Source organism: Clavibacter sp. GW821-FHT01D01 (genome assembly GCF_059422605.1).
On record NZ_JBWKXC010000007.1, the window covers coordinates 184,785 to 211,767 of the forward strand.

A 26,983-nucleotide genomic window follows, 5' to 3' on the forward strand; every position below is an offset into this window, starting at 1 on the left:
CGCACGAACTCTTCCCCCGAGAGCTCGTGCAGGTCGACCGGAGAACGGCGTGCGCCGATGGCGATGCACCCGGACCGGTCGGATGACGTCCGGATCGACCCGAAGGATCCGGATCCGCGCGGAGGTCGCGCCGCGAGTTCCCGCGGACGGCGCCGGCCTCCGCGCGACCCTCGTCAGTGGGAGGTCCGCACCCACCCGGGCCGGCTGAGCGCCGCGACGTCCGGCGGAGGGGCTGGCCCGTCCCTCGGCCGCGGCGGGGGTCTCAGCGGATTCGCGGCTCCGGGGACGCCCGGGTCCGCGCCCGGCCTCCCGGGGATCCACGCTCCGGACCGCGACGGGGACGGCTCCCGCAGGCCGTCCGGACGAGGAGGACACGCCCGGGACGACGAGGGCCACATGTTAGGGTAGCCCCTAGGTTTTCTCCAATCCCTGTCCGCTGCATCCAGCGTTGTCACCGCCCGTCGGGGCCTGAGTCGTGAGGGGGTCTCGCATGGGGCGCGGCCGTCAAAAAGCTAAGCACACCAAGATCGCGCGAGAGCTGAAGTCGTTCAGTCCCAATGTGGACTACACCCAGCTGGAGCGCGAGCTGACCACCCACGGGGCGGTCGACGAGCAGTACGCGGCCGAGGCCGCCAAGTGGGACGAGTACGCCGACGAGCCGGACGCCTACGTCCCGGGCGACGAGCAGAAGCGCGCCTGACCCCGCCGCCGGCTCGCGCCGGCCGCGCATCGGACCCGTCTCCTGGTGAGGCGGGTCCGTTCACGTGCGCCCGGTGCATCCGCGCGCCGCGCGGGCGAAGCGCTCCCGGGCGTCCGCGCACGGCGCAGGTGGGTCGCCCGCAGGCGTCCCCGCGCCGACCGCTCGAGGCGCTCGGGCACGAGCCGCAGGAGCCGGATCAGGCGCGGTAGGCGCCCGTGAGCCGCACGGCCCCGCCGTCGACGCCCTTGGCGCCCTGCTCGAACCCGGCGCCGACGGGGGCGTCGCCGACGGTCACGCGCCCCGCCTCCCACGTCGGGATCCCCGCGGCCGTCAGCGCGCGCGCGATGCCGTCCGCGGCCGCGGCGTCGACGACGGCGATCATGCCGATGCCGAGGTTCCAGGTGCCCTCGGCGCTCTCGAGCGTCGAGCCGGCGATGCCCGCCAGCGCCCGGAACACCGCGGGCGGCGACCAGGTGGAGCGCTCCAGCTCGCTGAACGAGCCGCGCGGGAGGACGCGCGCGAGGTTGGCGGCGATGCCGCCCCCGGTGACGTGGCTGATGGCGTGCACGCCCGGACCGAGCTCCGGCTGCGCGAGCACGTCGAGCAGGGGCGTCGTGTAGAGGCGGGTGGGCTCGAGGAGCACCTCGCCCACGACCCCGCCGAGCTCGGCGGAGGTGTCGCCGAAGCCGATGCCGGCGGACGCGAGGATGTGGCGGACGAGCGAGAAGCCGTTGCTGTGCAGGCCGCTCGACGCGAGCGCCAGCACGACGTCGCCGTCGCGCACGCGCTCCGCCCCCAGGACCCGGTCGGCCTCGACGGCGCCGACCGCGGCACCCGCGACGTCGTAGTCGTCCGGTCCGAGGAGGCCGGGATGCTCGGCCGTCTCCCCGCCGACGAGCGCGGTGCCGGTGTCCGAGCAGGCGCGGGCGATGCTGGCGACGATGTCGGCGATGCGGGCCGGCACGACGCGGCCGCACGCGATGTAGTCCGTCATGAAGAGGGGCCGGGCGCCGACCACGACGATGTCGTCGACGACCATGCCCACCAGGTCCTGCCCGATGGTGTCGTGCTTGTCGATCGCCTGGGCGATGGCGACCTTCGTGCCCACGCCGTCCGTGGAGGTGGCGAGGAGCGGGTGGCGGAAGCGCGTGAGGGCGCTCGCGTCGAACAGCCCGGCGAAGCCGCCGAACCCGCCGATGACCTCGGGGCCGTGGGTGCGCGACACCGCGTCCTTCATCAGCTGGACCGCGAGATCGCCGGCCTCCGTGTCGACGCCGGCCTCTGCATACGAGCTCTTGGTGGTCACCGGGACAGAGTACCGGCCGACCGCCCCGCTCCCGTGTGGGAGACTGGCCGCTCCCCCACCTCTTCTACTCTTCAGGAGTCAGCCGAAGCATGTGCGGCATCGTCGGCGTCGTATCGTCCGAACCCGTCAACCAACTCGTCTACGACAGCCTCCTGCTCCTGCAGCACCGCGGTCAGGACTCCACCGGCATCGCCACGGCGGAGGGCAACACCTTCCATGTGAAGAAGCTCAGCGGCCAGGTCCGCGAGGCCTTCCGCACCCGCGACATGCGCGCGCTGCTCGGCACCATGGGCCTCGGGCACGTGCGGTACGCGACCCGGGGCAGCGCCGCCGACGAGGACGAGGCCCAGCCCTTCTACGTGAACGCGCCGTACGGCATCGTCCTCGTCCACAACGGCAACCTGACGAACACGCGGGAGCTGGCGCAGGAGCTCTTCCACGTCGACCGCCGCCACACCAACACGAGCTCCGACACCGAGCTGCTCGTCAACGTCCTCGCGCACGAGCTGCAGTCGCAGGTGTCGGGCCTCGCGCTCGATCCCGAGCAGGTGTTCACCGCCGTCGAGCGCGTGCACGAGCGCGTCCAGGGCTCCTACGCCTCCGTCGCGATGATCGCGGGGCACGGCATGCTCGCGTTCCGTGACCCGTTCGGGATCCGCCCGCTCACCCTGGGCCGCCGCGAGCTCGCGGGCGGCCGCATGGAGTGGGTCGTGGCGAGCGAGTCGCTCGTCATGGAGTCGCTCGGCTACGAGATCGTGCGCGACGTGGCGCCCGGCGAGGCGGTCTTCATCACCATGGACGGCGAGATGCACGCGCGGCAGTGCCACCCGACGCCGCGCCTCATCCCCTGCGCCTTCGAGTTCGTGTACCTGGCGCGCCCCGACTCCGTCATGTCGGGCATCAGCGTGTACGACGCACGCCTGCGCATGGGCAACCGGCTCGCGGCGACCATCGCCGAGCACAGCCCGGCGGGCGACATCGACGTGGTCATGCCCATCCCGGACTCCTCGCGGCCATCGGCCATGCAGGTCGCGCAGACGCTCGGCATCGAGTACCGCGAGGGCTTCTACAAGAACCGCTACGTCGGGCGGACGTTCATCATGCCGGGGCAGGCGCAGCGCAAGAAGTCGGTGCGGCAGAAGCTCAACGCGATGAGCTCGGAGTTCCGGGGCAAGAACATCCTCATCGTCGACGACTCCATCGTGCGCGGCACGACGAGCCGCGAGATCGTGACGATGGCCCGGCAGGCCGGGGCGAACAAGGTGACCTTCACCTCGGCGGCTCCCCCGGTGCGCTACCCGCACGTCTACGGCATCAACATGCCGTCGCGCGAGGAGCTCATCGCCCACGGGCGCAGGATCCCCGAGATCGCGCAGGAGCTCGGGGCCAACCACCTCATCTACCAGGAGGTCGCGGACATGCGCGACGCCATCATCGAGGGCTCGACCGGCGTCGAGGACCTCGAGATGAGCTGCTTCACGGGCGAGTACATCACCGGCAACGTCACGCCGGAGTACCTCTCGTGGCTGGAGCGCACGCAGCTCAGCTGACCGGAGCGGTGCCGGTCCTGGCACGGCTCGCGGCGCCCGACGCGGGGTGCTGCGTGGTGATCGCCGGATCGGCGTCCGGTGCCGGCAAGCCATGACGCCGGGCTCGGTCAGACGCCGGGCTCGGTCAGACGCCCGGGCTCGGTCAGACGCCCGGCTCGGTCAGACGCCCGGCTCGGTCAGGCGCCCGGCCCGGTCAGGCGCCCGGCCCGGTCAGGCGCCGGGCTCGCCGCGCTCGCGCTCGGCGGTGAGCACGCGGGAGCGGCGCGAGGCCGCGCGGTCGAGGGCCAGCGCGAGGAGCGCGGCGATCCCGCCGAAGAGGACGACGGCGAACAGCGCCAGGAACGCCAGCACCTGGGCCTCGGAGAACTCCGGGTTCGGCGGGAACGTCAGCGTGAGCACCATCGCGACGATGAGGCCGAGCACGGCGCCGACGCCCATGAAGCGGAAGTAGCGGGGGGACCGCCGCACGAGGACCTCGGTGCGGCGCTCGTCGTCGGGCTGGGGTCGGGCGTCGGTCATGCGTCCATTCTCCCCCGGGCCATGGACCGGCGGCGAACGGAGAGCCCGGCGCTCAGGCGCGCGTCAGGTCGTCGGACGCGCCGCGATCCGGCGCCCCGCGGTCCACGGCCCAGCGGTCGGCAGGCTCAGCGGTCGGCGGGCAGCTGCCAGGGCACGGGGAGGAGGCCGCGCAGATCCGCGCGGAGCCCCGAGGCGCGCACGGCGCCGGCCTCCACGCCCGCGTCCCAGCTCGTGCCGCCGGTGGCGAGCGCGATCCAGGTGGCCGGGTCGGTCTCGATCACGTTCGGGGGCGTGCCGCGCGTGTGGCCCGGGCCCTCGATGCACTGCACGGCGCCGAAGGGCGGCACCCGCACCTCGACCGTGCCGCCGGGGGCGAGGTCGGCCAGCGACTGCAGCAGGAACCGGACCGCCGTGGCCCGCGTCTCGCGGTCGGCGTCCTGCCCCTCGGCGAGCGCCCGCCGCACGGCGGGCTGTCCGACGGTGGGGTGGATGCGCGCCTTGGCCATGCCCCCAGGATGCCAGAGCGACGCGGGCGCGGAGGCCCGGCGGCCCGCGCGGCACCCCTCCAAGTGGGGCGGTGCGTCGTGTCCGCATTTAGGGGGACATCCATTACCGTGTATGGAAGTGCCGGGAGGTGACACGACCCGCCCGGCACGGCAGGACGTCCTCCCTCCCGCGCCTCCCCGGCGCCGGGAGGGCCCGGACGACGAGCCTCCCGGCGGACCCGAAGAACGCCGGACGAGGCAGGGAGCCGACCCGACCCGTTCCCGCGGCGGGTCGGCCTCCCGTCCGCCGCCGGCGCTCCCCCGGACGGAGCCCGCCGCCCGCCGCGGACGCCGCCGCATGCCGGGGTCGGCGGGCCCTCCGTCGATAGGGTGGGGGCGTGAAGATCCTGGTACTCGGTTCCGGTGCGCGCGAGCACGCCATCGTCACGGCCCTGCTCCGCGAGGACACCGGGCACGACATCGTCGCGGCCCCCGGCAACGCCGGCATCGCCCGCGTCGTGCGCGTCGTGCAGATGGACATCGAGGACCCGGTGGTCGTCGCGGAGCACGCCCTCGGCGAGGGCTTCGAGCTCGTGGTCGTCGGCCCCGAGGCGCCGCTGGTCGCCGGGGTCGCCGACGCGCTGCGCACCCGCGGCGTCCCCGTGTTCGGGCCGGGTCGGGCCGCCGCCGCGCTCGAGGGGTCCAAGACGTTCGCGAAGCGCGTGATGGAGGAGGCCGGCGTCCCCACGGGCCGCGCCGCCCAGGCGGGCACCCTCGACGAGGTCGAGGCGGCGCTCGACGAGTACGGCGCGCCGTACGTCATCAAGGCCGACGGCCTCGCCGCCGGGAAGGGCGTGCTGGTCACCGCCGACCGCACCCTCGCCCTGCAGCACGCCCGCCACTACCTCGACCAGGGCACCGTGCTCGTCGAGGAGTTCCTCGCCGGGCAGGAGGTGTCGCTGTTCCTCCTCGCGGACGGGCACGACGTGCTCCCCCTCTCCCCCGCGCAGGACTACAAGCGCCTCGGCGACGGCGACGCGGGACCGAACACCGGCGGCATGGGCGCCTACTCGCCGCTGCCGTGGCTGCCCGCCGGCTTCGTCGACGAGGTCATCGACACCATCGCGCTCCCGACCGTGCGCCGGCTCGCCGCGGAGCAGACGCCGTTCATCGGCCTGCTCTACTGCGGCCTCATCCTCACCTCGGACGGGATCCGGGTCATCGAGTTCAACGCGCGCTTCGGGGACCCGGAGACGCAGGTCGTGCTGCCCCGCCTCGTCACGCCGCTCTCGCAGCTGCTGCTCGCCGCGGCCTCCGGCGAGCTCGGCGGCGTGCCGCGCCCCGAGTTCTCCGACGAGGTCGCCGTCACGGTCGTCCTCGCGAGCGAGGGCTACCCGGAGTCGCCGCGGACGGGACGCGTCATCACGGGCCTCGAGGACGCCGAGCGCGTCGAGGGCGTGAGCGTGGCCCACGCCGCCACCACCGCGTCGGACGCCGGGCTCGTCGCCACGGGCGGCCGGGTGCTGAGCGTCGTCGCGACCGGCGCCGGCTTCGAGGAGGCGCGATCGCGGGTGTACGAGGCCGTGGGGCGCATCTCGCTCGACGGGTCGCAGCACCGCACCGACATCGCGGCGCAGGTGATCCGGTGAGCGCCGCGACCCCCGCGGGCGCCGTCCCCGCCGGTCACGCCTCCGACTGGGAGCTGCCGGGCTGGGAGCACGCCTACTCGGGCAAGGTGCGCGAGCTGTTCAGCCCGCGGATCGACGACACGGAGGACCGGGCGCTCGAGGGCGAGCCGCACGTGCTCGTCGTCGCGACGGACCGCGTGAGCGCCTACGACTTCGCGCTCGAGCCGGGCATCCCCGGCAAGGGCGAGCTCCTCACGCAGCTCAGCCTCTGGTGGTTCGACCGCCTCGACGTGCCGAACCACCTCGTCGACGCGGCGACGCTCGACCGCATCGGCATCCCGGAGCCCGTGCGGGGCCGCTCGATGCTGTGCCGGGTGCTCGAGATGCTGCCCATCGAGTGCGTGGTGCGCGGCTACCTCGCCGGATCCGGCTGGGAGGAGTACCGGGAGCACGGCACCGTGTGCGGCATCCCGCTCCCGGCCGGGCTGCAGCAGGGCGACCGGCTCCCGGAGCCGATCTACACGCCCGCCTGGAAGGCGCCGCAGGGCCAGCACGACGAGAACATCACCTTCGCGCGCACCGAGGAGCTCGTCGGCCACGAGGAGGCGGCCCGGCTGCGCGACCTCTCCCTCGACGTCTACCGCCGCGCGGCGGCCGTGGCCGAGGAGCGCGGCGTGATCCTCGCCGACACGAAGCTCGAGTTCGGCATCGACCCGCGCACCGGGACCACGACGCTGGCCGACGAGGTGCTCACGAGCGACTCGTCCAGGTACTGGGACGCCGAGGCCTACGCGACCGGCAACCGCACCGACAGCTTCGACAAGCAGATCGTGCGCGACTGGCTCAGCGCGAACTGGGACAGGACCGGCACGCCGCCGGTGCTGCCGCAGGAGATCGTCGAGCGGACGGCCGAGCGGTACCGCGAGCTCATCGCGCGGCTGACTGGCCGGTAGCCGCGGGGCCCCTACAGGTCCTCGTAGCTGCGGACGACGCGGTCGATCGCGACCTCGGCGACGTCGCGGGCCTCCTCGCCGGGCAGCCCGTCGAGGGCGCCCTCGAGGTCCTCCCCGCCCATGCGCAGCACTGCCAGGCGCTCGAACTCCTCGACCGCCTCGGGGGCGTGCGCGTCGGGGTCCTGCGCCTCGGGGGCGTGCGCGTCGGGGTCGGGCGCGTCGGGGGCCTGCGCCTCGGACGGGCTCGTCGCCGTCGGCTCCGGGGCGTGCGCGTCGCCGTGCTCGTCGGTGCGGTCCTGCATGGTGGTCCCCTCCTGGATGCGTGCCCGGTGCGGATCGCGCCCCGGCACTGCCGCCAGGGTCGCACATCGCCCCGGCCGGGGGATCCGCGCGCGGAGCGTCGCCGGCCTGCGAACCCGCATCCGCGGTGGGCGACGGCGCTCCGACGCTTGTAGGTTCGAGGAGCAGGCCGGATCCCGTCCGGTCAATCCCCTTGACGAAGTGGCTCCCCCTCCCGTGCCTTCCGGTCCCCAGCCCGTCCCCTCCCCTGCCGCCATCCGCGCCCCGGCGCGCGTCCGCCTCGCGGCCGGCGCCGTGTCGCCCGCGCAGGACGCCCCCGGCGCGGCCGTCGCGCGGGTCCTGGAGGCGCTCGCCGCATGCCCGGTGCAGCCGACCTGGCCCACGGAGCGGGCCCTCGCGCTCGCGGTCGCCCTCGGCGACGACGGCGCCCGCCCCGGCGATGGACGCACCCGCGACCTCTGGGAGGCCCTCGCGACCCTCGCGGCGGCCGACCTCGGCCTCGCGCGGACCGTCGAGCCGCACCTCGACGCGCTGGCGATCCTCGACCAGGAGCGCGCTGCGACCGGCGGGGCGGTCGTCGCCCGCGCGATCGACCGGCGCGACCCCGCGGCGACGTGGGGCGTGTTCGCGGCCGAGGGCGGCGGGGATCCGCTCCGCGCGGAGGCCGACGCCGCCGCAGGACCGGACCGGGTGCTGCTCACGGGGACGAAGCCGTGGTGCTCGCTCGCCGGGTCGCTGACGCACGCGCTGATCACGGCGGCCGTCGCGGACGGGACGCGCGGGCTCTACGCGGTCGACCTCCGCCGGCCCGGCGTGGAGGTCGTGCCCGATGCGTGGGCGGCCCGCGGGCTCACGGAGGTGCCGAGCGGACCGCTGCGCCTGGCGGGCGTGCCCGCCCGGCGCGTCGGGGATCCCGGCTGGTACCTGGAGCGTCCGGGGTTCCACTGGGGCGGGATCGGGGTCGCCGCCTGCTGGTACGGCGGAGCGGTCGGCCTCGCGCGCACCCTGCTCGGCGCCGCCTCCCGCCCCGGGGCCGACCGGCTGCTGCTCATGCACCTCGGCGCCGTGGACGCGGCCCTCGACGGCGCGCGCGCGTCCCTCGCCGAGGCCGCGGCGCTGGTCGACGGCGGGCTCGCGGAGGGCGAGGCCGGACGGCTGCTCGCCAAGCGGGTGCGCGCCGTCGTGGCGCGCGCGGTCGAGGAGGCGCTCACGCGGACCGCGCACGCCCTCGGGCCCGCGCCCCTCGCGCAGGATCCGGAGCACGCCAAGCGCGTCGCCGACCTCGGGCTCTACGTGCGGCAGCACCACGCGGAGCGCGACGACGCCTCGCTGGGCGGGGCGCTCGCGGAGGCGGCAGGACGCGCGGCGTCCGCGGCGGACGCGGACGGCGCTCCGCGCATCGCGTTCGACGCGCGGGACCCCGGGACGGACGCCGACGCCTGGGCCGCGGATCCCCGCTGGGACGCCGTCGCCCGCGTCGACCTCGACGGGATGGCCGGCCTCCTGGTCGTGTCCGCGCACGCGGACGACGAGTCGATCGGCGCGGCCGGGCTGCTCGCCGCCGCGCACGCCCGGGGGGTGCCCGTGCGCCTCGCCATCGTGACCGACGGGGCGGCGTCGCACCCGGGATCGCCCACGCGGTCGCCCGAGGCGATCGCGGCCGTCCGGCGGGTCGAGGCCCGCACCGCCCTCGACGCCGTGGCGCCCGGCAGCGCGCTGTCCCTGCTCGAGCACCCCGACGGCCGGGTCCGCGAGCGCCGCGAGGCGGTGCGCGCCGACCTCGCCGCGCTGCTCGACGACGCGGCACCCGGCACCTGGGTCGCCGCGCCCTGGCGGGGCGACGGCCATCGCGACCACCGCGTCGTCGGCGAGGTCGTGGCGGAGCTGGTGGCGGGCCTGCCGGTCGAGCGCGGGATCCGGCTGGTGGAGTACCCCGTGTGGATGTGGCACTGGGCGACGCCCGACGACCCGCGCGTCCCCTGGGCCGACCTCCGGGCGCTTCCGCTGGACGCGGCGACGCGGACCGCCAAGCGCGCGGCGGTCGCGGCGCACGCGAGCCAGGTGCGCCCGCTCTCCCCCGCACCCGAGGACCGCGCGGTGCTGCAGGCGGGGTATCTGCGGAACGCGGACCGGGACCGGGAGGTCCTCATCGTGCCGACGCCCGCACCCCCGGCCGCGCCCTCGACCGCCGTCACCGACACCGACACCGACACCGACGCCGACGCCGTCGCCGCCCGCTTCGACGCCGCCTACGTCCGCGACGCCGACCCGTGGCGCGTCACCACCCGCTGGTACGAGCGCCGCAAGCGCCTCGCGACCCTCGCCGCCCTCCCCGACGAGCGGTACGGGCGGGCGCTCGAGATCGGGTGCTCCATCGGGGTGACGACCGCGGGCCTCGCCGAGCGCGTGGACGCGCTGCTGGCGGTCGACGTCGCGCCGACGGCCGTCGCGCGGGCCCGGGCGCGCCTCGCCGACGCGCGGCACGTGCAGGTGGAGGTGCGCGACGTCGGCGCCGACTGGCCGGAGGGCGCCTTCGACCTCGTCGTGATGAGCGAGGTCGGGTACTACCTCGATGACGCCGCCCTCGACCGCGTCCTCGCCGCCCTGCCCGGGGTCCTCGGCGCATCCGGCACCCTCGTCGCCTGCCACTGGCGGCACCCCGAGGGCGACTTCCGCCGGTCCGGCGACGAGGTGCACGCGCGGCTCGCCACGGTCCCCGGGCTGACGCGCATCCTCCGGCACGAGGAGGACGACTTCCTGCTCGAGGTGCTGGCCGCCGATCCCCGCTCGGTCGCGGCACGCACGGGGCTCCGGTGACCGGCCTCGCGAGCGGGGTCCCGGACGCGCGGACGGGGACGGCGCGCGCCGTCCAGGCCGTCGCGGTGGTCATCCCGGCGCGGGACGAGGAGGACCTCGTGGGGCGCTGCCTCGCGTCGGTGGAGGTCGCCGCGGCGCGGGCCCGGGCGCGCGGGATCCGCGTCGACGTGATCCTCGTCGCCGACGACTGCCACGACGCCACGGCGTCCGTCGCGCGCGCCGCCGGGGTGGAGGTCATCGAGGGCCGGGACGGCCGCGTGGGCGCCGCCCGCGCCCGCGGCGCCTCCGCGGCGCTCGCCGCCTGGGACGGTACGCGCGACCGGCTGTGGATCGCGTGCACCGACGCCGACAGCGTCGTGCCCAGCGCCTGGATCACCAGCCAGCTCGACCTCGCCGACGCGGGCACGGACGTCGTCGTCGGCACCGTCCGCCCGGAGCTCGACGCCCTGAGCCCCGCGCAGGTCGCCGCCTGGCGCGCGACGCGGGTGCCCGGGCACGCGAACGGGCACGTGCACGGCGCGAACCTCGGCGTGCGCGCCGACGCCTACGTGCGGGCGGGCGGCTTCCCGGCGCTGGCGGAGCACGAGGACGTCGACCTGGTCGCCCGGCTCCGCCTCCTCGGCGTCACGGTCACCGCCTCCGCTGCCGGCGAGGTGCTGACCTCCGGCCGGCGCGACGGCCGGACGCCCGGCGGATACGCCGGCTACCTGCACGTGTCGCTGCTCGAGCGGGCGGAGGCGGCGGCGTCGGCGGCAGCGGCAGCGGCAGCGGCAGCGGCAGCGGCAGCGGCGAGGGAGGGTTGCGACAGCCCCTGCGTCGCCGCAGGCTGACCGGACCACCGCCCCTCAGCTCCGGGTCGCGCCGTCGCCTCCCATGCCGCGCGTCCCCGCCGCGGTGCCGTCCGTGATAGCCCGCACCACCTCCGCCGCCGTGCGGAGCTGGTCGGCGGTGAACCCGTCGAGCGCCCGGTCGACGTCGGCCTGCGCACCCTGGAGCATCGCCATCACGCGCGTCCGGGTCGCGGCGCTCGACCGCAGCGTGACCACCCTCCGGTCGGCGCTCTCCCGGCTCCGCTCGAGGTGGCCGCCGCCCTCGAGCCGGTTGATGAGCGCGGTCGTGGCCCCCGACGTCAGGTGCAGCCGTTCCGACAGGCGGGCCGGCGACAGCGCCCGGTCGGCGGTCTCGGCCCAGATCACCTCGGCGAGCGCCGTCGTGTCGGTGGTCGGCAGCCCGAGCGCCGCGGCGAGCTGCCGCACCGACTCGTCGAACGCGGTCGTGTAGTCCCGGAGCCGCTCCAGCACCTCGGAGCGGTCGCCCGGGACCGCGATGGTGTGGGACATGTCGTGATCCTCCGAGTCGACCCGATTGCTTCACCATGAAGCATCTACGTCATAGAGTCTACTCGGACGCGGCATCGCGCATCCGCTCGACGACACGAGGAGACCACCGCATGGCCGACACCACCCACCTCCGCCCGAGGGTCCTCGTCACGGGAGCCAGCATCGCCGGACCGGCGCTCGCCTGGGGCCTGCACCGCGAGGGCTTCGACGTGACCCTGCTCGAGCGCTCGGCCGCGCCGCGCCAGGCGGGCCAGAACATCGACGTGCGCGGCCTCGGTCGCGACGTCCTCCGGCGCATGGGCATCGAGGACGTCGTCATGGCGAACCTCACGGGCGAGGACGGGACCCGCTTCGTCGACGAGGAGGGGCGCGTCCTCGCCACGTTCCCGCGCGCCGAGGGCGAGGACGGGCCGACGGCGGAGGTGGAGATCCTACGTGGCCGGTTCGCGGGGATCCTCGTCGACCTCGTCCGGGACGACGTCGCGCTCCGCTACGGCGACTTCGTCACGGGTGCGCGGCAGGACGCCACCGGGGTCGACGTGGAGCTCGCGAGCGGATCCCGGGAGCGCTACGACCTCCTGCTCGTCGCCGAGGGCCGCAGCTCCCGCACGCGCCGGCTGGCCTTCGCCGAGGAGACCACGCTCCGCGACCACGGCGTGAGCATCGCCTACGGGACGATCGACCGGCTCCCCGGCGACACCGGCTACTGGGACTTCCTCACGGGACGCCGCGCGCGGAACGCCACCATCCGACCGGACGACGAGGGCACGATCCGCGCCAGCCTGTCGTTCGAGTCGGAGCCGTCCGGGTTCGAGCAGCTGCCGTTCGCGGCGCAGATGACCGTGCTCCGCGCGCGCTTCCGCGACACGGGCTGGCAGGTCGAGCGGATCCTCGACGGATTCCAGGCCCGACCGGACGAGTTCTACACGCAGCGCATGGAGCAGGTGATCGTGTCCACGTGGTCGAAGGGACGCATCGCGCTCCTGGGCGACGCGGCCTGGGGATCGGGCCCCACGGGCATGGGCACGACCCTCTCCCTCGTCGCCGCCCACGTGCTCGCGGGCGAGCTGGGACGCGCGCTCTCCGATCCCGCGGACACCTTCGCGGCCGCGTTCGCGCGCTACGAGGCGCAGCTGCGGCGGTACGCCGACAGCGCGCAGGGGCTCCCGCCGGGCGGGGCACGCCTCAGCCACCCGTCGTCGGCGCTCGGGCAGAGGGCGATGCGCGGCGCCGTGCGGGTCGCCGCGTCGCGGCCGGTGCGCGGCCTGGCCGACCGATTCCTCCTCACGAGCGCGCGCCACGCGCCGACGCTCGCCGCCTATCCGCGGCTGCGCGGCTGAGGGGCGCAGCCGGGATGACGCGTCAGCGCGACCCGTCCGCCTCCGTCGGGGCCGACCGCAGCGCCGCCCACCGCCGATGCGCGAGCACGTGGAGCACCAGGGAGACCGCGGCCACCACGGCGAGCGCGCCCGCGAGCACCCACAGGCCGGTGTCGCTGCCGTTGCCGCCCGCGAGCACCTGCCCGTCGGCGTCGCCGCCGATCGCCGCCACCACGGCGCTGACGACCGCCAGGGCCGCGAGGCCGATCCCCACGGCGAGCAGCCCGTTCGTCGGCCCCTCCTCCGGCGTCCGGACGGGCCGCGCGGGAGCCCGCTCCCACGTCACGATGAAGAACGTCGCGATCGGCCCGAGCGGCAGCGAGACGAGGAACCAGGTCCACCTCGACCGGCCCTTCTGCTCCGCGAGGCCGGCGTTGACGAGCGCGAGGGCGAGCCAGCCCCAGGATCCGATCCACTGCTGGTCCATCCTCCCGACGCTAGGGCACGGACGTCGGCCCGCCTATTTCCCCACCCTGCTCCGCTACCCTCCATCCATGCACAGAACCGCACGGGAGCCTGCTCCCGACAGCCACAGTCCCGGCGCCCGGACGACCCCGGGCACGCCCCGCACCCTCCGCGCCACCGCTCCCGTCCACGGGATCCCCGCCACCGCCTCGGCCGGCACCGCCTCGACCGGCACCCGCTCGTGAACGGCGACCTCCTCCTCAACATCGTCCTGGTCGTCGTGTTCGTCCTCGTCGGCGGCGTGTTCGCCGCGGCCGAGATGGCGCTCGTCACCCTCCGCGAAGGCCAGCTCAACGCGCTCGCCGCCCGCGGCCGCCGCGGCGAGAAGGTCGCCGCGCTCGCCCGGAACCCCAACACCTTCCTCGCCGCGGTGCAGATCGGCGTCACCGTGGCGGGCTTCGCGTCCGCCGCGTACGGCGCCGCGTCCATCGCGCCGTCGGTCGCCCCGCTGTTCGTGACGTGGGGCCTCGACGAGCAGCTCGCCTCGACCATCGCGACGCTGGCGCTCACCCTCGTGATCGCGTACCTGTCGCTGGTCCTCGGCGAGCTGGCGCCCAAGCGCCTCGCCATCCAGCGGAACGCCGCCTTCGCGTACGGCGTCGCGCCCGTCCTCAACGGCTTCGCGATCCTCATGCGGCCGGTGATCTGGCTGCTGTCCGTGTCGACGAACCTGGTGGTCCGCATCCTCGGCGGCGACCCGGACAAGACCGGCGAGGAGATGAGCGAGGAGGAGCTCCGCGACATCGTCTCCAGCCACGAGGGCCTCCCGGACGACGAGCGCCGGATCCTCGACGACGTGCTCTCCCTCCGCCACCGCCAGCTCAGCGAGGTCATGAAGCCGCGGCCCGAGATCGCCGCGCTCGACGGCACCGGCACCGTCCGCGAGGCGGGCCTCGACGTGCAGGACCGGCCGTACTCGCGCTATCCCGTGATGGACAAGAGCATCGACGACGTCATCGGCTTCGTCCACGTGCGCGACCTGTACCAGGCGATCGCGGCGGACCCCGACCGGCCCGTGTCCGAGATCCTCCGCCCGATCCCCTACCTCCCGGCGACCGCGCGCGTGCTCCCGACGCTCACGATGATGCGCGCCGAGGGCCACCAGATCGCCGTGATCGTGGACGAGTACGGCGGCACCGACGGCATCGTCACGCTCGAGGACCTCGTGGAGGAGGTCGTGGGCGAGATCTTCGACGAGTACGACACCGACTCCGCCGCGCGCGACCTCGCGGAGGACGGCGGCACCATCGACGGCCGCCTCAACTTCCAGGACTTCGAGGAGGCGACGGGCGTGAGGCTCCCCGACTCCGCGTCGGACACGGTCGCGGGCTTCGTCATCGAGAACCTCGGACGGCTCGCCCAGGTGGGCGACACGGTCGAGGTCGACGGCGTCACGCTGCAGGTGACGGCGCTCGACCGGCGTCGGATCTCCGAGATCCTCGTCATCCCGCGGGAGGAGCCGGTGGGCGAGGACGCGGCGGACGGCGGCGCCGCCTAGCCGCGCAGCTGTGGACCGCTGCGCCGCGGCCCGGCGGTGGAGCTACGACTTCGCGCAGGACCGCTCGCCGTTCCTGCGCATCTTGAAGGGTGTGACGCTCTGCAGACGTTCGCATCCCGTGGGATCCGTGGCCATGGCGCGTCGTGCACGGCGCGGCACGGCGGACCTCGATCTGACGGCAGTGGACCTCGGACGCCCTCCGGTGGCGAGGGTCCAGCCCCCTGCCGACCTCGAGCAGGCGCGACCGTCAGGGCAGCGGGATCACCCGGTCCGCGACCGTCCGCCCGCCGACCTCCGCGCGGCCGTCGTCGCGCAGCCGGGTCGCCAGCTCGCTGCCGCGGCCCTGCGTGATGCGGAGGTCGCGGCCCAGGTGCGCGGTGATGCGGAGGGCGGCGGATCCCGTCGCCTCGTCCTCGGGGACCCCGAGCGCGGGAGCGGACATGCGCGACCGGATGGCGCCCGCGGCCTCGTCGATCCACGCCCAGGCGTAGAGGTGCTCGACGCCCGAGGTCTCGGCCAGCGCCGGCAGGTCGAGGGCGAGGAGCTCGGCGACGGATCGCACGGGGTGCCACGCGAACTCCGGGCCCCACGCCGGATCCGCGGTCACCCGCACGTCGTCGCCGGAGCGGTCCACGCGGACGGTGCCGGCCGGCACCCGCAGGTGGTCGATCGTCACGCCGCGCGACGCCAGCCACCAGGCTGTGCCGACGGTCGGGTGCCCGGCGAAGGGCAGCTCCCGGGCGGGCGTGAGGATGCGGATCGCGGCGCCGCGGGGTTCCGCGTCGGGGGCGTCGACCGCGTCGACGAACACGGTCTCGCTGAAGCCGAGCGCCCGTGCGATCGCGGGCTCCCGACCGTCGGTGCGCGGCGACGCGAGCACGATCCCGAGCTGGTTGCCGTGGCGCCCCTCGGCGTTCGCGAACACGCGGACGACATGGACCTCGTCCGGCCGCACGCCGCCGAGGCCCGTGACCGGACGCGCCGTCACAGCTTCGCGTAGCGCGCGCGGGCCCCGCAGTACAGGCCGTACGCGATGAGGCCGAGGCCCGTCACCGCCAGGACGGCGACGCCCGCGGGCAGCCCGGCGAGCGACTGCAGCGCCCCGTCGAGGCCCGTGGCCCTGCTGGGGTCGGCCGTGACCGCGCCCACGACGAACAGCACGCCGACCGCGACGAGCGCGACGCCCTTGGCGACGTACCCGGCGACCCCGAGCGCGGTGATCCCGCGGCCGAGGGAGCCCGACGGCACCGAGATGTCCTCCTGGAAGCGCTTCGTCGCGCCCTTGAAGCCGAAGTACGCGCCCACCGCGATCACGGCGAGGCCGAGGACCACGAGCAGCGCCACGCCGCCGGGGGCCTCGAGGAGCCGGGCGCTGAGGGACTGGGTCTGCTCGGACGAGTCGCTGGACCCGCCCATGGCGAAGCGCAGCGCGGTGGCCGCGACGGCCAGGTACGCGACGGCCTTGCCCAGCTCCTTCGCGCGCGCCGCCCAGGTGCGCGCGGCGTCCTCCTCGCGGGCGAGGACGGTCTCGACGAGCTGCCAGAGACCGAGCCCGACGAGCCCGACGACGACGACCCAGAGGAGCACCCGGCCGCCGGGCGACCCGGCGATGGACCCGAGCGCGCCCGACTGGTCGGCCTCGCCGCCGCCGCCGCCCGTGGCGAGGCGGAACGCGATGACGCCGATGAGGAGGTGGAGCAGGCCGTTGACCGCGTGCCCGAGGCGCGCGGCGATGGCGAAGCCGGGCTTGCGCTGGAGGCTCGACGCGGCGCCGGTGGCGCTCATCGGTCGGCCCGCACGGTCGACGCGGGGCCGGAGGAGCGGCCCGTGAGCTTCGCCGTGAGGCCACGCGCGGCCCGCTTCACGGGTTCCACCGGGGACGACGCGTGCGGATCCGGTTCCGCCTCGTCCGGCTCCATCACGATCTTCCACGTCGTCCAGGCGACGGCGGTGAGGGGCACCGAGAGGATGGCGCCGATGATGCCGCCGAGGATGGTGCCCGCGGTCAGCGCGAGCAGCACGACGAGGCCGTGCAGCTTGAGGGCGTTGCCGAGCACGACCGGCTGCAGCAGGTTGCCCTCGAGCTGGTTCACGAGCACCACGATGCCGACGACGATGAGGGCCGTCGTGAGGTCGTTGGTGACGAGCGCGACGAGCGCCGCGAGGATGCCCGCGACGGTCGCGCCGACGATCGGCACGAACGCGCCGATGAAGACGACGAGCGCGAGCGGCAGCGCCAGCGGCACGCCGAGGATGACGAGGCCCGCGCCGATGAAGACGGTGTCGACGAGCGCGACGGTCGCCGTGCCGCGGATGTACCCGCCGAGGACCCGGGCGCCCTCGTGGCCGACGCGGACCGCGCGCTTGCGGCCGCGACCGCGGAACGGGCGGATGAGGAAGGCCCAGATGCGCGGCCCGTCCTTCACGAAGTAGAAGAAGACGACGAGGCCGAGCACGGCGCCCGTCACGACCTCGGCCGCCGCGGAGACGCCCGCGATGGCGCCGGAGCCGAACTGGCTGCTGGTGAGGAAGTCGACGGCGGACTGGCGGAAGGAGTCGATCTGCGCCGTGTCGATCGGCAGCCCGCCCTCCTCGATGAAGCCCTGCAGCTGGTCGACGCCCTCGCTGGTGGCCTTCACGAGGGTCGGCCACTGGTTCTGCACGCCGAACACGACGAGCGTGATCGCGCCGCCGAAGAGCACGAGGCCCGTCAGGAGCGCGATGACCGCGGCGAGCGCGTCGGGCACGCCGCGGCGCTCCATCCACTGCACCATCGGGCGGACGGCGCACGCGAGGATCAGCGCGATGATCACCGGGATCACGACGAGCTTGAGCGAGATGGCGGCGTAGACGATCGCGATGGCGACCACGAGGACCGCGAGGACCTGCACGCAGCGGATGGAGAGGCGGCCGAGCTTGTCCTGCCACACGGACGGAGGGGTGGTCATGCCGTCCACCCTACGGGCGGGCGGGCCGCGCGACCGGGCCGCGGACGGGGCCCGGACACGCCGCGACCGGCCGATACGCTCGGTCCATGGGACCCCGCCTCTCCGTCGTCCGCGAGGGCGAGCTCGCCGTCGCCGACCACGTCGCGATCGCCGCGCTCCTCGCACGCGCGTTCCCCGACTTCCGCGAGGGCTACGCGGGGTCGCGCAGCTGGGCGGGCGCGCAGCCCGAGCTGCGGGTCCTCGCGCACGACGGCGACGAGCTGGTGGCGCACGCCGGGATCCGCCGCATGTTCGTGGGCACGGGCGACGGCGCCGGCGCCGGCGCCGGCGATCCGGCCCGCGACCTGCTCGTCGGGTCCACCGGGATGGTGGCCGTGCACCCCGACCGGCAGGGGCAGGGCCTCGGCACGCTGCTGGCCGACGGCATCCGCGGCGCCCTCGCCCGCCTCGCCGTCCCCTTCGGCCTCCTGGAGACGGGCGAGGGCACGACCGGCTACTACGAGCGCCACGGCTGGGTCCCGCTCCCCGGGCGCACCGGCCACTACAACGGATTCACCCTCCTCGGCGCGGCCGAGGTCGTGCACCAGGACCACGGCTGGCTGATGCTCCCCGTCACCGCGGCCGCGGACGCGTTCCCCGCGGGCGACCTGCACGTGAACGGGCAGCTGGTGTGAGCGGGCTCGACCCCGTCGTCCACCGGATCCTCCCCGAGGACTGGCGCGAGTACCGCACCCTCCGGCTGGAGATGCTGGAGGACACCCCGCTCGCGTACCTCGAGACGCTGGAGACGGCGCGCGGGCTCACCGACGCCCAGTGGCGGGCCCGCGCGGAGCGCCCCTCGCAGCCGGGATCGACCGCGTACGCGGCCGTCGACCGCGGCACCGGCCGCTGGCTCGGCGCGATGAACGCGTTCGTCACGACCGATCGCGCCGTCGTCATGCTCGTGAGCGTCTACATCACGCCGGAGGCCCGCGGTCGCGTCGCCGGGGTCGCGGACCTGCTCCTCGACGCCGTCGTGGCGTGGGCCCGCGAGCGGCCGGGCGCGACGGCCCTCCGCCTCGAGGTGCACGAGGACAACCCCCGCGCCCGCGCCTACTACGAGCGCCGCGGCTTCCGCCTCACGGGCCGCAGCGTGCCGTACGCCCTGGACCGCGCGCAGCGGGACCTCGAGATGGAGCTGCCGCTCGCCTGATCCGCGATCCGCGATCCGCGATCCGCGATCCGCGGGGGGGGGGCGCCACCCGGCCGGTCGGCCCGGCGGCGCCCGCGGGTCACGAGGCCGCCGCGGCCCGGTACGTGTCGTGCAGGGTGCTCGTCCACTGCGGTCCGAAGGCGGCGTGGGTGAACTGGTGGTACGCGAACGTCGTCATGCCGCGCTGGACGTCGCCCGAGCCGTCCTCGGTGGCCCTCCACGGCGATCCGCTGATGCCGGCCCGGAGCTCGGTCCCGATGCCCTCGATCGCGTAGTCCTCGTTGGCCCACGGGTTGGGCTCGACCGTGCTGACCACGTCCACGACCTGCGTGCCGTCGTGACCGCCGTCGAGGGCGTACCCGGAGGCGCGGTACTCGTCGTCGTCCTCCTGCCCCGCGAAGAGCACGCCGGACGCCCCGACGGTCGAGGAGAGGGTCGCCCCGGCGGCGGCACCGGCGGGCGCCCGCACCTGGAGGAACGCCGAGTCGAGGTCGACGGCGCGGTCCGTGACCCAGCGCGACTGCACGGTGACCGCGGTCGCGGCCCAGACGCCCTCGGGCGCCGTCCCGTCGTAACCCGGGACGAAGACGAGCTCGCTGACGAACGCGTCCGCCAGCGCCGAGACGCACCTGCCCGACGTGGCGACGAGGTCGCCGGATCGGGAGACGACGGCGTTCCCGGTGCAGCGCTGGTCGACGCCGCCGCTGCGGAAGAAGACGACGCCGAGGTGGTCGGCCTCGTCGAAGCCCGGGACCGCGGTCGTCTCGTCGAGGTCCGCGACGGCAGCGGGGGCGACGACGGCCGAGGTGTCGAGCGCCGCCGGCGTGTCCGTGGCGGTCGCGGGCGGATCGCCGTCGGCCGGGTCCGCGTCGACGAACCGGTTGGTCGTGGCCGCGTGCATGCGCGCGGGCGTCCACGCGGTCGCCGCCGCCGCCGCGCTGCGCGCCGGGATCGTGTGGTGCAGGATGCCCGACGAGGGGCCGGCGACCGGGCGGGGAGCGGCGATGGCCACCCCCGGTCCGGCGAGCATGCCCGCGGTGATCACGGCGCAGGCCGCGGTGCCGAGGAGCGTGGTGCGGGTGGCAGATGCCATCGTGTGGTCCTGTTCTACGAGGGGGGGGTCGCGCCGGTCGGCGCGGCCCGACACTCGCACGACGGCGCCCCCGGACGGGGGCGCGGCGCACAGGGCGCGGGGACGGGGATCCGCCGGTTCACGGGACCGACGCGGCCGGGTCGCCGCGCCGTACGCTCCGGTGCCGACCGCGACCGACGCGGCGGATGCAGAGATCGGCTCGCATGCCCCCGCCCACCATCCCCTCCCCCCTCCGGCGCCTCGCCCTGGTGCTCGCCCTCTCCCTCGCCGCCGCCGGAGGGATCGCCTCGGTCGCGGTGCCCGAGGCGGCGAGCGCGGCCGCGCTCCCGGCGCGGGGCTCCTCCCTCACCGCTCACCGCGATGCCCGCGTTCCCCCGGCCGACCGTCGTGATGCCGCCGCGGAGCACGCCGTACGTGGTCGAGGCCGGCCGGACGGTGGACTTCCACTTCGCCGAGCTGAACGGGTCGACGAACGGCCACAGCGAGTTCCAGCAGCCGGTGCTGGTGCTCGAGCCGGGAGCCACCGCGCGGAACCTGATCATCGGGCCGCTCGCGGCCGACGGCGTGCACTGCCTCGCCACGTGCCGCATCGAGGGGATGTGGTCGCCGCACGTGGGAGAGGACGCCGTGACGCTGCAGGCCGGATCGCCCGCGGGGTCCGTCGTCACCATCACCGGGGGCGCGGTCGCGCACGCCTACGACAAGGTCGTGCAGCTGGACGGCGCGGGCACCGCGGTCATCACGCACCTCGCCGCGTCCGACATCGGCACGCTCGCGCGCTCGTGCGGGGACTGCCTCGTGCAGGAGACCCGGCACGTCGTCGTCAGCGACGTCCTCATCACGGGCGGCCGCTACAAGGTCGTGGGCGTCAACCAGGACCTCGGGGACACGGCCCGCCTGGACCACGTGACCATCCGCGGCACGCGCATCCCGGTGTGCGCCCGGACCATCGGGGGCCGCGGGACGCCGGCGGTGGAGGTGCCGGGTGACGACGGGGGGCCGTACCGCGGAGTCTGCGACTTCGGCTACGACACCATCCTGTACCAGGGGGGCGCGATGCACGCCGGCTGACCGCCCGCCACGCGCGACGACGCCCGCCCCCTCGCCGAGGGGGCGGGCGTCGTGTCGTGCGATCAGCGGATCACCGCCACGGCTCAGCGGGCCGCGACGGAGACCTCCTCGGCGTCGCGCGTCGGGCCGGGGGTCGCCTCGGCGACGGGCGCGGAGCCGGCGAGCGGCGGCAGGCCCGCGGCGACGGCCGCACCGAGCCAGCCGTCCACGTTCGTCCAGTACTGGATGACGCGGGCGCGGAGCTCGGCCGTGGTGACCTTGCTCACGTGGCCGACGATGTTGCCGACGAGGCGCTCGCGCTGGGCGTCGTCCATCGACTCGTTGACGAGCATCCGGGCCTGGACGAAGTCGTCGTCCTCGGCGTGCAGGGTGGCGGCCGAGCGGACGAGCTCGCCGTCCTGCTCCCAGCCGGCGCTCTCCGCGGCGCGGGCGGGGTCGGCGTGCGCGCCGCCGAGCGAGTTCGGCGCGTAGACGGGCGTGCCGGCCGACTCGAAGCGGTAGCGGCCCGCTCCGTCCTTCGAGTAGCTGTGCACGGGCGACTTCGGCGCGTTCACCGGCAGCTGCGCGTGGTTGGTGCCCACGCGGTAGCGGTGCGCGTCGGCGTAGCTGAAGATGCGCGCGAGGAGCATCTTGTCGGGGCTGGCCTGGATCCCGGGCACGAAGTTCGAGGGCGCGAACGCGGCCTGCTCGATCTGCGCGAAGTAGTTCTCCGGGTTCCGGTTGAGCGTCATGGTGCCGACCTCGATGCGCGGGTAGTCCTTCTGCGACCACACCTTCGTCAGGTCGAAGGGGTTGAAGCGGTACGTCTTCGCGTCCTCGTACGGCATGACCTGCACCTCGAGCTTCCACTCCGGGTAGTCGCCCCGGTCGATGGCCTCGGTGAGGTCGCGGATGTGGAAGTCGGCGTCCTCGCCTGCGATCTGGTCGGCCTGCTCCTGCTTCAGGATCTCGATGCCCTGCTGCGTCTTGAAGTGGTACTTCACCCAGAAGCGCTCGCCGGCCGCGTTCACCCACTGGTAGGTGTGCGAGCCGAAGCCGTCCATGTGGCGCCACGAGCTCGGCAGCCCGCGGTCGCCCATGAGCCAGGTGACCTGGTGCGCGGACTCGGGCGAGAGCGTCCAGAAGTCCCACTGCATGTCGTGGTCGCGCAGGTGCGAGCCCGGGAGGCGCTTCTGCGAGCGGATGAAGTCGGGGAACTTGATCCCGTCGCGGATGAAGAACACGGGCGTGTTGTTGCCCACGAGGTCGTAGTTGCCCTCGTCCGTGTAGAACTTCAGCGCGAAGCCGCGCGGGTCGCGCCACGTGTCGGGGCTGCCCTGCTCGCCGGCCACGGTGCTGAAGCGGGCGAGGAGCTCGACCTCGGCACCGGGCTGGAAGAGCGAGGCGCGGGTGTACGCGCTCACGTCGCCCGTGGTGCGGAAGGTGCCGAACGCGCCGCCGCCCTTGGCGTGCACGACGCGCTCCGGGATGCGCTCGCGGTTGAACTGCGCGAGCTTCTCGACGAGGTAGTGGTCGTGGAGCGGGATGGATCCGTCGGGGCCGACGGAGAGCGAGTGCTGGTCGCTGGCGACCGGGGCGCCGGAGTCGGTGGTCGTGTGCTTCTGGTCGGTCATGTGGTTCTCCTGTCAGCGGTGGAACGGGGAGGTGCTGGCTCGGGTCGTCCGGCCGTGGGGCGGCCGGTGGCGACGGTCAGGTCGCGACGGTGGCACCGGGATCCGCGGTCGCGGTCCGGCAGGCGGGGCACAGGCCCCAGTACGTCACCTCGGCGCTCGCCACGAGGAATCCCGCCGCGTCGGACGGCGCGAGGCAGGGGGACTCCCCCACGGCGCAGTCCACGTCGACGATCGTCCGGCAGGACGTGCACACGAGGTGGTGGTGGTTGTCGCCCGTCCGCCGCTCGTAGCGCGCGGAGGATCCCGCGGGCTCGATGCGGCGCACGAGCCCCGCGGCCAGCAGCGCGCCGAGCACGCCGTAGACCGCCTGGATGCTCGTGCCGGGCAGCTCGCCCTTGATCGCGCGTAGCACCTCGTCGGCGTCCGAGTGGGGCCGGGCGTCGACGGCCGTGAGGACGGCGACGCGCGGCCCGGTCACCCGGAGGCCCGCCTCCCGCAGCGCGGCGCGCAGGGCGTCGGCGTCGAGGGGCGGCGCGTGGTGGTGCGCGTGGTCGGGGAGCATCGCCGCAGTCAAGCACACTTCCCTTGAGTGATTCAAGACAGCGGGTGGGTGCGGCGCGTCGTCGGCCGGGGCGTGCCTAGGCTCGACGGGCGGCCCATCCGGCCGCGGGAGATCGGAGCACCGCATGAAGCACATCCACACCGGCACGGGACTCGACGTCGGCCGCATCGGCCTCGGCTGCATGGGCATGAGCGCGTTCTACGACGGCGCGGGCGAGGACGAGCAGGAGTCGGTCCGCACCCTGCACCGCGCGGTCGAGCAGGGCGTCACGCTCTTCGACACCGCCGAGGCGTACGGGCCGTTCGCGAACGAGCGCCTCGTCGGATCCGCCCTCGCCACCCACCGCGACGACGTCGTGATCGCCACCAAGTTCGGCCTGCTGAAGCACGCGCCCGGCAAGGACGCCGAGGACTACGAGCGCGGCATGGACAGCACCCCGGCCGGCATCCGCATCGCCGTCGAGGCCTCCCTGCAGCGACTCGGGACCGACCGCATCGACGTGCTCTACCAGCACCGCGTCGACCCGTCCGTGCCGATCGAGGAGACCGTCGGCGCGATGAAGGAGCTCGTCGAGGAGGGCAAGGTGCTGCACCTGGGCCTCTCCGAGGCCGGGCCCGACACCATCCGCCGCGCGCACGCCGTGCACCCGATCTCGGTGCTGCAGAGCGAGTACTCCATCTGGACGCGCGACCCCGAGGGCCCCGTGCTCGAGGTGCTGCGCGAGCTCGGCATCGGACTCGTCGCCTACTCGCCGCTCGGCCGCGGCTTCCTCACGGGCGCGATCCGGAGCGCCGCCGACCTGTCCGCGGCCGACTACCGCTCGTCGTCGCCGCGGTTCGCGGAGGAGGCGTTCGCGCAGAACATGCGGATCGTCGACGCCGTGACAGCCGTAGCGGGCGAGCTCGATGCGACGCCCGCGCAGGTCGCGCTCGCCTGGATCCTCGCGCAGGGCGACGACATCGCCGTCATCCCGGGCACGAAGCGCGTCAGCCGCCTCGACGAGAACGTGGGCGCCGACGCCGTGACGCTCACCGCCGACCAGCTCGCGCGGCTCTCGTCGCTGCCCACGCCGGTCGGCGACCGCTACGAGGACATGACGCCCCTCGGGCGCTGATCCGCTCGCACGGCCCGCGGGCCCGGTCGCCTCGGCGGCCGGGCCCGCGTCGCGTCATGCGGGATGCGACCTCCGGATGACGCGCTCGCCCGCTCCCGCCTCGTATCGTCCTTCGATGGATCGACAATCGATGCACGGAGGAGGACGGACATGGCGGAGGCGACGAGGACCGGCGTGAAGGCGCTGGTGGCGGTGCTGGTGGCGCTCGGGATCGTGGTGCAGGCGCTCATGGTGTCCGCGGCGACGGGGCCGCTGCGCGAGAGCGAGGCCGACCTCGACGGGCTCGTCGTGCCGGTCGCGGCGTGGATCGTCGCCGTCACGCTCTGCGCGCAGGCGGTGCTCGTCATCATCTGGCGGCTCACGTCCATGACCGCGGGCGACGCCATCTTCGACGCGCGCGCGTTCGCGCTGGTGCGGGCCATGGTCGCGCTGGGCGCCGTCGCGGCGGGCCTCGCGGTCGCCGCCTTCGTCGGGCTCGCCGTCGCCGGCATCACGCCGCCGGCCGTCATGGTCGCCCTGGGCGGGGTGGCCGCCCTCTGCGCCGCCTTCTGCCTCGTCCTGGTGACCCTGCTCGGGCTCCTGCGCCGCGCCGCCGCCTCGCACGCCGAGCTCGCGCAGGTCGTCTGATGCCGATCGAGGTCGACCTCGACTCGCACCTCGCCGCGCGCGGCATGACCGTGGCCGAGCTGGCGACGGCGATCGGGATCACGCCGGCGAACGTCTTCGTGCTGAAGAACGGCCGCGCGAAGGCGGTGCGCTTCTCGACGCTCGACGCGATCTGCCGGGTGCTGGAGTGCCAGCCGGGCGACGTGCTGTCGTTCCGCGAGGGCTGACGGGCGTCAGGCGCCCTGCTCGAGCCCGCGGCGCCGGTTCGCGAGCACGGGCAGCGTGCCGCGCGCGGCGTCGACGGCCGCGGGGTCGATGTCGACGACGAGCAGCTCCTCCTCGCCGCCGAGCCGGTGCAGGACCTCGCCGAGCGGGGACACCACGGCGCTCCGGCCGATGCCGGTGGGTGCGCCGCTCGCCGGGTCGTGGCCGCGGGAGCCGGCGGGCAGCGTCGCGGGGTCGCCCTGGCCGACGGCGACGACGAAGGTCGTGGAGTCGAGCGCGCGGGCCCGGAGCAGCAGGTCCCACTGGTCGGCCTTGCCGGGGCCGGCGCCCCAGCTGGCGCAGACGACGCTCACGACCGCGCCGCGGTCGGCGCCCGCGAGGAAGAGCGCGGGGAAGCGCACGTCGTAGCAGGTGGCGAGCGACGCGCGCGTGCCGCCGACCTCGATCACCGCGACGGCGTCACCCGGGTCGACGGCGTCGGACTCGCGGAACCCGAACGCGTCGAAGAGGTGGATCTTGTCGTACGAGGCCGCACCCGCCGCGTCCGCGTCCGCGGGCCGGGCGACGAGCAGGGTGTTGCGCACGCGGCCGCCGGCCCCGGGGGTGAACATGCCGGCCACGATCACGACGCCGAGGCGGTCCGCGACCGCCCGCACGCCCGAGGCCCACGGCCCGTCGAGCGGCTCGGCGACTTCCGGGAGCGGGTTCCCGAACGCGCGCTGCGTCGCCTCGGGGAACACCACGAGCTCGGCGCCCTGCCGCGCGGCGTCCTCCGCGACGCGCTCGAGGCGTGCGAGGTTGTCCGCGGGATCCGGGGAGCTGATGATCTGGGCTAGCGCGACTCTCATGGTCCTCCTCGTCATGTATACATAGCGTATGCGAGAACGGGCGGGTGATCCAGGCGCTCCCGCCGCCGCCCTCTCGGGCCGGGAACGGGCCTACGAGTTCCTGCACGCGCACGTCCTCACGGACCCCGACCAGCAGGGCGCCTTCCTCAACGAGCAGGAGCTCGCGGAGCGCATCGGCGTCTCCCGCACCCCCGTCCGCGAGGCCCTGCTGCTGCTCGCCGCGGACGACCTCGTCGAGATGATCCCCAAGCGCGGCGCCCGCATCCCCGTCATCACCGGCCGGGAGATCGGCGAGCTCATGGAGCTCCGCGGCGTCCTCGAGCGCCACGCGGCCACGAGCGCGGTGGCCCACGACCGCACGCCCCTCGATGCGATGCGCGCCGTGCTCGCGCAGCAGCGCGCCATGGTCGCCCTGCCGCCGCGCGAGAGCGGCCGGGAGTTCATCGAGCACGACCGGCGCTTCCACCAGCTCCTCGTCGACGCCGCCGGGAGCGAGCTGATGAGCCGCACCTACGCGAAGCTCCGCGCCCGGCAGATCCTCGTCGGCGTCGAGGCGCTCTACCGCGCGACCGACCGGCAGGACCGCGTGTGCGAGGAGCACGCCGGCATCGTCGACGCGCTGGCCGCCGGCGACGCCGAGGCCGCGCGCGACGCGATCGACCAGCACCTGGCGGTCACGCTCGACGTCCTGCTGCGCGCCTGACGCCGACGCAGCACCGCCCGCCGACCCGGGACGCGGCGACGCCCGGATCCCCGCGCGGGGATCCGGGC

29 protein-coding genes are annotated in these 26,983 nt (G+C 75.0%); 16 read left to right on the top strand and 13 right to left on the bottom strand.

Annotated elements, in window-relative coordinates; translation table 11 throughout:
- Positions 1 to 490 precede the first annotated feature (490 nt).
- Entirely contained in the window at positions 491 to 700 is a 210-nt protein-coding gene (locus tag AC07VC_RS11210) for a DUF3073 domain-containing protein (RefSeq protein ID WP_012037444.1), read from the top strand.
- A 196-nt stretch (positions 701 to 896) separates the two neighbouring features.
- On the opposite strand, the gene purM is transcribed toward AC07VC_RS11210, so the two are convergent.
- Positions 897 to 2,006: a phosphoribosylformylglycinamidine cyclo-ligase gene (gene purM, locus AC07VC_RS11215; protein WP_494675220.1), complete on the bottom strand. Its 1,110-nt coding sequence runs from the start codon at positions 2,004 to 2,006 to the stop codon at positions 897 to 899.
- 89 nt (positions 2,007 to 2,095) lie between these two features.
- On the opposite strand from purM, the gene purF reads away from it, so the two are divergent.
- A complete protein-coding gene (purF, locus tag AC07VC_RS11220) occupies positions 2,096 to 3,556 on the top strand; it encodes an amidophosphoribosyltransferase (protein WP_494675219.1) in 1,461 nt (486 codons plus the stop codon).
- Positions 3,557 to 3,766: 210 nt separating this feature from the next.
- Here purF and AC07VC_RS11225 read toward each other — a convergent pair whose 3' ends face one another.
- Together AC07VC_RS11225 and AC07VC_RS11230 are read right to left on the bottom strand one after the other, a co-directional pair.
- The gene (locus AC07VC_RS11225; RefSeq protein WP_317230891.1) at positions 3,767 to 4,075 is read right to left on the bottom strand and encodes a hypothetical protein; all 309 of its coding nucleotides are present in this window, start codon (positions 4,073 to 4,075) and stop codon (positions 3,767 to 3,769) included.
- A gap of 125 nt (positions 4,076 to 4,200) precedes the next feature.
- Positions 4,201 to 4,581 (bottom strand): sterol carrier family protein, encoded by a 381-nt coding sequence (locus AC07VC_RS11230; protein ID WP_494675218.1) that lies wholly within the window; start codon positions 4,579 to 4,581, stop codon positions 4,201 to 4,203.
- Positions 4,582 to 4,958: 377 nt separating this feature from the next.
- On the opposite strand from AC07VC_RS11230, the gene purD reads away from it, so the two are divergent.
- Both purD and AC07VC_RS11240 read left to right on the top strand, forming a co-directional pair.
- On the top strand, positions 4,959 to 6,209 hold the full coding sequence (purD, locus tag AC07VC_RS11235; protein WP_494675217.1) for a phosphoribosylamine--glycine ligase: 1,251 nt from the start codon (positions 4,959 to 4,961) through the stop codon (positions 6,207 to 6,209).
- A complete protein-coding gene (locus AC07VC_RS11240; protein WP_494675216.1) occupies positions 6,206 to 7,141 on the top strand; it encodes a phosphoribosylaminoimidazolesuccinocarboxamide synthase in 936 nt (311 codons plus the stop codon). The genes purD and AC07VC_RS11240 overlap by 4 nt, the downstream gene beginning before the upstream one ends.
- 11 nt (positions 7,142 to 7,152) lie before the next feature.
- Here the strand turns inward: AC07VC_RS11240 and AC07VC_RS11245 are convergent, their stop codons facing one another.
- Positions 7,153 to 7,443: a hypothetical protein gene (locus AC07VC_RS11245; RefSeq protein ID WP_494675215.1), complete on the bottom strand. Its 291-nt coding sequence runs from the start codon at positions 7,441 to 7,443 to the stop codon at positions 7,153 to 7,155.
- A 199-nt stretch (positions 7,444 to 7,642) separates the two neighbouring features.
- Between AC07VC_RS11245 and AC07VC_RS11250 the strand changes: the two genes are divergently transcribed.
- Positions 7,643 to 10,258: a PIG-L family deacetylase gene (locus AC07VC_RS11250; RefSeq protein WP_494675214.1), complete on the top strand. Its 2,616-nt coding sequence runs from the start codon at positions 7,643 to 7,645 to the stop codon at positions 10,256 to 10,258.
- A complete protein-coding gene (locus AC07VC_RS11255) occupies positions 10,255 to 11,088 on the top strand; it encodes a glycosyltransferase family 2 protein (RefSeq protein WP_494675213.1) in 834 nt (277 codons plus the stop codon). Before AC07VC_RS11250 ends, AC07VC_RS11255 begins: the two co-directional genes overlap by 4 nt.
- Before the next feature lie 15 nt (positions 11,089 to 11,103).
- On the opposite strand, the gene AC07VC_RS11260 is transcribed toward AC07VC_RS11255, so the two are convergent.
- On the bottom strand, positions 11,104 to 11,598 hold the full coding sequence (locus AC07VC_RS11260) for a MarR family winged helix-turn-helix transcriptional regulator (RefSeq protein ID WP_317231191.1): 495 nt from the start codon (positions 11,596 to 11,598) through the stop codon (positions 11,104 to 11,106).
- Positions 11,599 to 11,708: 110 nt separating this feature from the next.
- Between AC07VC_RS11260 and AC07VC_RS11265 the strand changes: the two genes are divergently transcribed.
- On the top strand, positions 11,709 to 12,938 hold the full coding sequence (locus tag AC07VC_RS11265) for an FAD-dependent monooxygenase (RefSeq protein WP_494675212.1): 1,230 nt from the start codon (positions 11,709 to 11,711) through the stop codon (positions 12,936 to 12,938).
- Between the two features lie 22 nt (positions 12,939 to 12,960).
- Here AC07VC_RS11265 and AC07VC_RS11270 read toward each other — a convergent pair whose 3' ends face one another.
- Positions 12,961 to 13,404 carry a hypothetical protein gene (locus AC07VC_RS11270; protein WP_494675211.1) on the bottom strand — a complete coding sequence of 148 codons (444 nt, stop codon included), beginning with the start codon at positions 13,402 to 13,404 and terminating at the stop codon, positions 12,961 to 12,963.
- A gap of 67 nt (positions 13,405 to 13,471) precedes the next feature.
- Here AC07VC_RS11270 and AC07VC_RS11275 point away from each other — a divergent pair, with 67 nt between their 5' ends.
- Both AC07VC_RS11275 and AC07VC_RS11280 read left to right on the top strand, forming a co-directional pair.
- The gene (locus AC07VC_RS11275) at positions 13,472 to 13,627 is read left to right on the top strand and encodes a hypothetical protein (RefSeq protein WP_494675210.1); all 156 of its coding nucleotides are present in this window, start codon (positions 13,472 to 13,474) and stop codon (positions 13,625 to 13,627) included.
- Positions 13,624 to 14,940 carry a hemolysin family protein gene (locus tag AC07VC_RS11280; RefSeq protein ID WP_494675209.1) on the top strand — a complete coding sequence of 439 codons (1,317 nt, stop codon included), beginning with the start codon at positions 13,624 to 13,626 and terminating at the stop codon, positions 14,938 to 14,940. The genes AC07VC_RS11275 and AC07VC_RS11280 overlap by 4 nt, the downstream gene beginning before the upstream one ends.
- Before the next feature lie 247 nt (positions 14,941 to 15,187).
- Here AC07VC_RS11280 and AC07VC_RS11285 read toward each other — a convergent pair whose 3' ends face one another.
- Genes AC07VC_RS11285 through AC07VC_RS11295 form a run of 3 tightly spaced genes read right to left on the bottom strand, consistent with a single transcriptional unit; the run spans position 15,188 to position 17,888 of the window.
- On the bottom strand, positions 15,188 to 15,928 hold the full coding sequence (locus AC07VC_RS11285; RefSeq protein WP_494675208.1) for a PhzF family phenazine biosynthesis protein: 741 nt from the start codon (positions 15,926 to 15,928) through the stop codon (positions 15,188 to 15,190).
- The gene (locus AC07VC_RS11290; RefSeq protein ID WP_494675207.1) at positions 15,925 to 16,725 is read right to left on the bottom strand and encodes a DUF1206 domain-containing protein; all 801 of its coding nucleotides are present in this window, start codon (positions 16,723 to 16,725) and stop codon (positions 15,925 to 15,927) included. The genes AC07VC_RS11285 and AC07VC_RS11290 overlap by 4 nt, the downstream gene beginning before the upstream one ends.
- On the bottom strand, positions 16,722 to 17,888 hold the full coding sequence (locus tag AC07VC_RS11295; RefSeq protein WP_317229270.1) for an AI-2E family transporter: 1,167 nt from the start codon (positions 17,886 to 17,888) through the stop codon (positions 16,722 to 16,724). Before AC07VC_RS11295 ends, AC07VC_RS11290 begins: the two co-directional genes overlap by 4 nt.
- Before the next feature lie 86 nt (positions 17,889 to 17,974).
- Here AC07VC_RS11295 and AC07VC_RS11300 point away from each other — a divergent pair, with 86 nt between their 5' ends.
- Together AC07VC_RS11300 and AC07VC_RS11305 are read left to right on the top strand one after the other, a co-directional pair.
- Positions 17,975 to 18,562, top strand: coding sequence for a GNAT family N-acetyltransferase (locus tag AC07VC_RS11300; RefSeq protein WP_494675206.1), 588 nt, complete (start codon positions 17,975 to 17,977; stop codon positions 18,560 to 18,562).
- Positions 18,559 to 19,080 carry a GNAT family N-acetyltransferase gene (locus AC07VC_RS11305; RefSeq protein ID WP_317229268.1) on the top strand — a complete coding sequence of 174 codons (522 nt, stop codon included), beginning with the start codon at positions 18,559 to 18,561 and terminating at the stop codon, positions 19,078 to 19,080. Before AC07VC_RS11300 ends, AC07VC_RS11305 begins: the two co-directional genes overlap by 4 nt.
- Before the next feature lie 79 nt (positions 19,081 to 19,159).
- Here AC07VC_RS11305 and AC07VC_RS11310 read toward each other — a convergent pair whose 3' ends face one another.
- Complete coding sequence (locus AC07VC_RS11310) at positions 19,160 to 20,173, bottom strand: trypsin-like serine peptidase (RefSeq protein WP_494675205.1); 1,014 nt, start codon at positions 20,171 to 20,173, stop codon at positions 19,160 to 19,162.
- 360 nt (positions 20,174 to 20,533) lie between these two features.
- On the opposite strand from AC07VC_RS11310, the gene AC07VC_RS11315 reads away from it, so the two are divergent.
- Positions 20,534 to 21,244: a pectate lyase gene (locus AC07VC_RS11315; protein WP_494675204.1), complete on the top strand. Its 711-nt coding sequence runs from the start codon at positions 20,534 to 20,536 to the stop codon at positions 21,242 to 21,244.
- Positions 21,245 to 21,327: 83 nt separating this feature from the next.
- Here the strand turns inward: AC07VC_RS11315 and AC07VC_RS11320 are convergent, their stop codons facing one another.
- Together AC07VC_RS11320 and AC07VC_RS11325 are read right to left on the bottom strand one after the other, a co-directional pair.
- Positions 21,328 to 22,857 (bottom strand): catalase, encoded by a 1,530-nt coding sequence (locus AC07VC_RS11320; protein ID WP_494675203.1) that lies wholly within the window; start codon positions 22,855 to 22,857, stop codon positions 21,328 to 21,330.
- 76 nt (positions 22,858 to 22,933) lie between these two features.
- A complete protein-coding gene (locus AC07VC_RS11325; protein ID WP_494675202.1) occupies positions 22,934 to 23,419 on the bottom strand; it encodes a Fur family transcriptional regulator in 486 nt (161 codons plus the stop codon).
- A 124-nt stretch (positions 23,420 to 23,543) separates the two neighbouring features.
- On the opposite strand from AC07VC_RS11325, the gene AC07VC_RS11330 reads away from it, so the two are divergent.
- The 3 genes from AC07VC_RS11330 (at position 23,544) to AC07VC_RS11340 (ending at position 25,366) form a co-directional block, all read left to right on the top strand.
- A complete protein-coding gene (locus tag AC07VC_RS11330) occupies positions 23,544 to 24,533 on the top strand; it encodes an aldo/keto reductase (RefSeq protein ID WP_494675201.1) in 990 nt (329 codons plus the stop codon).
- Positions 24,534 to 24,683: 150 nt separating this feature from the next.
- On the top strand, positions 24,684 to 25,160 hold the full coding sequence (locus AC07VC_RS11335; protein ID WP_317229262.1) for a DUF2975 domain-containing protein: 477 nt from the start codon (positions 24,684 to 24,686) through the stop codon (positions 25,158 to 25,160).
- Positions 25,160 to 25,366: a helix-turn-helix domain-containing protein gene (locus AC07VC_RS11340; protein WP_494675200.1), complete on the top strand. Its 207-nt coding sequence runs from the start codon at positions 25,160 to 25,162 to the stop codon at positions 25,364 to 25,366. The genes AC07VC_RS11335 and AC07VC_RS11340 overlap by 1 nt, the downstream gene beginning before the upstream one ends.
- Positions 25,367 to 25,372: 6 nt before the next feature.
- Here the strand turns inward: AC07VC_RS11340 and AC07VC_RS11345 are convergent, their stop codons facing one another.
- Positions 25,373 to 26,212 carry a carbon-nitrogen hydrolase family protein gene (locus AC07VC_RS11345; protein ID WP_317229261.1) on the bottom strand — a complete coding sequence of 280 codons (840 nt, stop codon included), beginning with the start codon at positions 26,210 to 26,212 and terminating at the stop codon, positions 25,373 to 25,375.
- Positions 26,213 to 26,240: 28 nt separating this feature from the next.
- Between AC07VC_RS11345 and AC07VC_RS11350 the strand changes: the two genes are divergently transcribed.
- Positions 26,241 to 26,915 (top strand): GntR family transcriptional regulator, encoded by a 675-nt coding sequence (locus AC07VC_RS11350; protein ID WP_494675199.1) that lies wholly within the window; start codon positions 26,241 to 26,243, stop codon positions 26,913 to 26,915.
- Positions 26,916 to 26,983 lie beyond the last annotated feature (68 nt).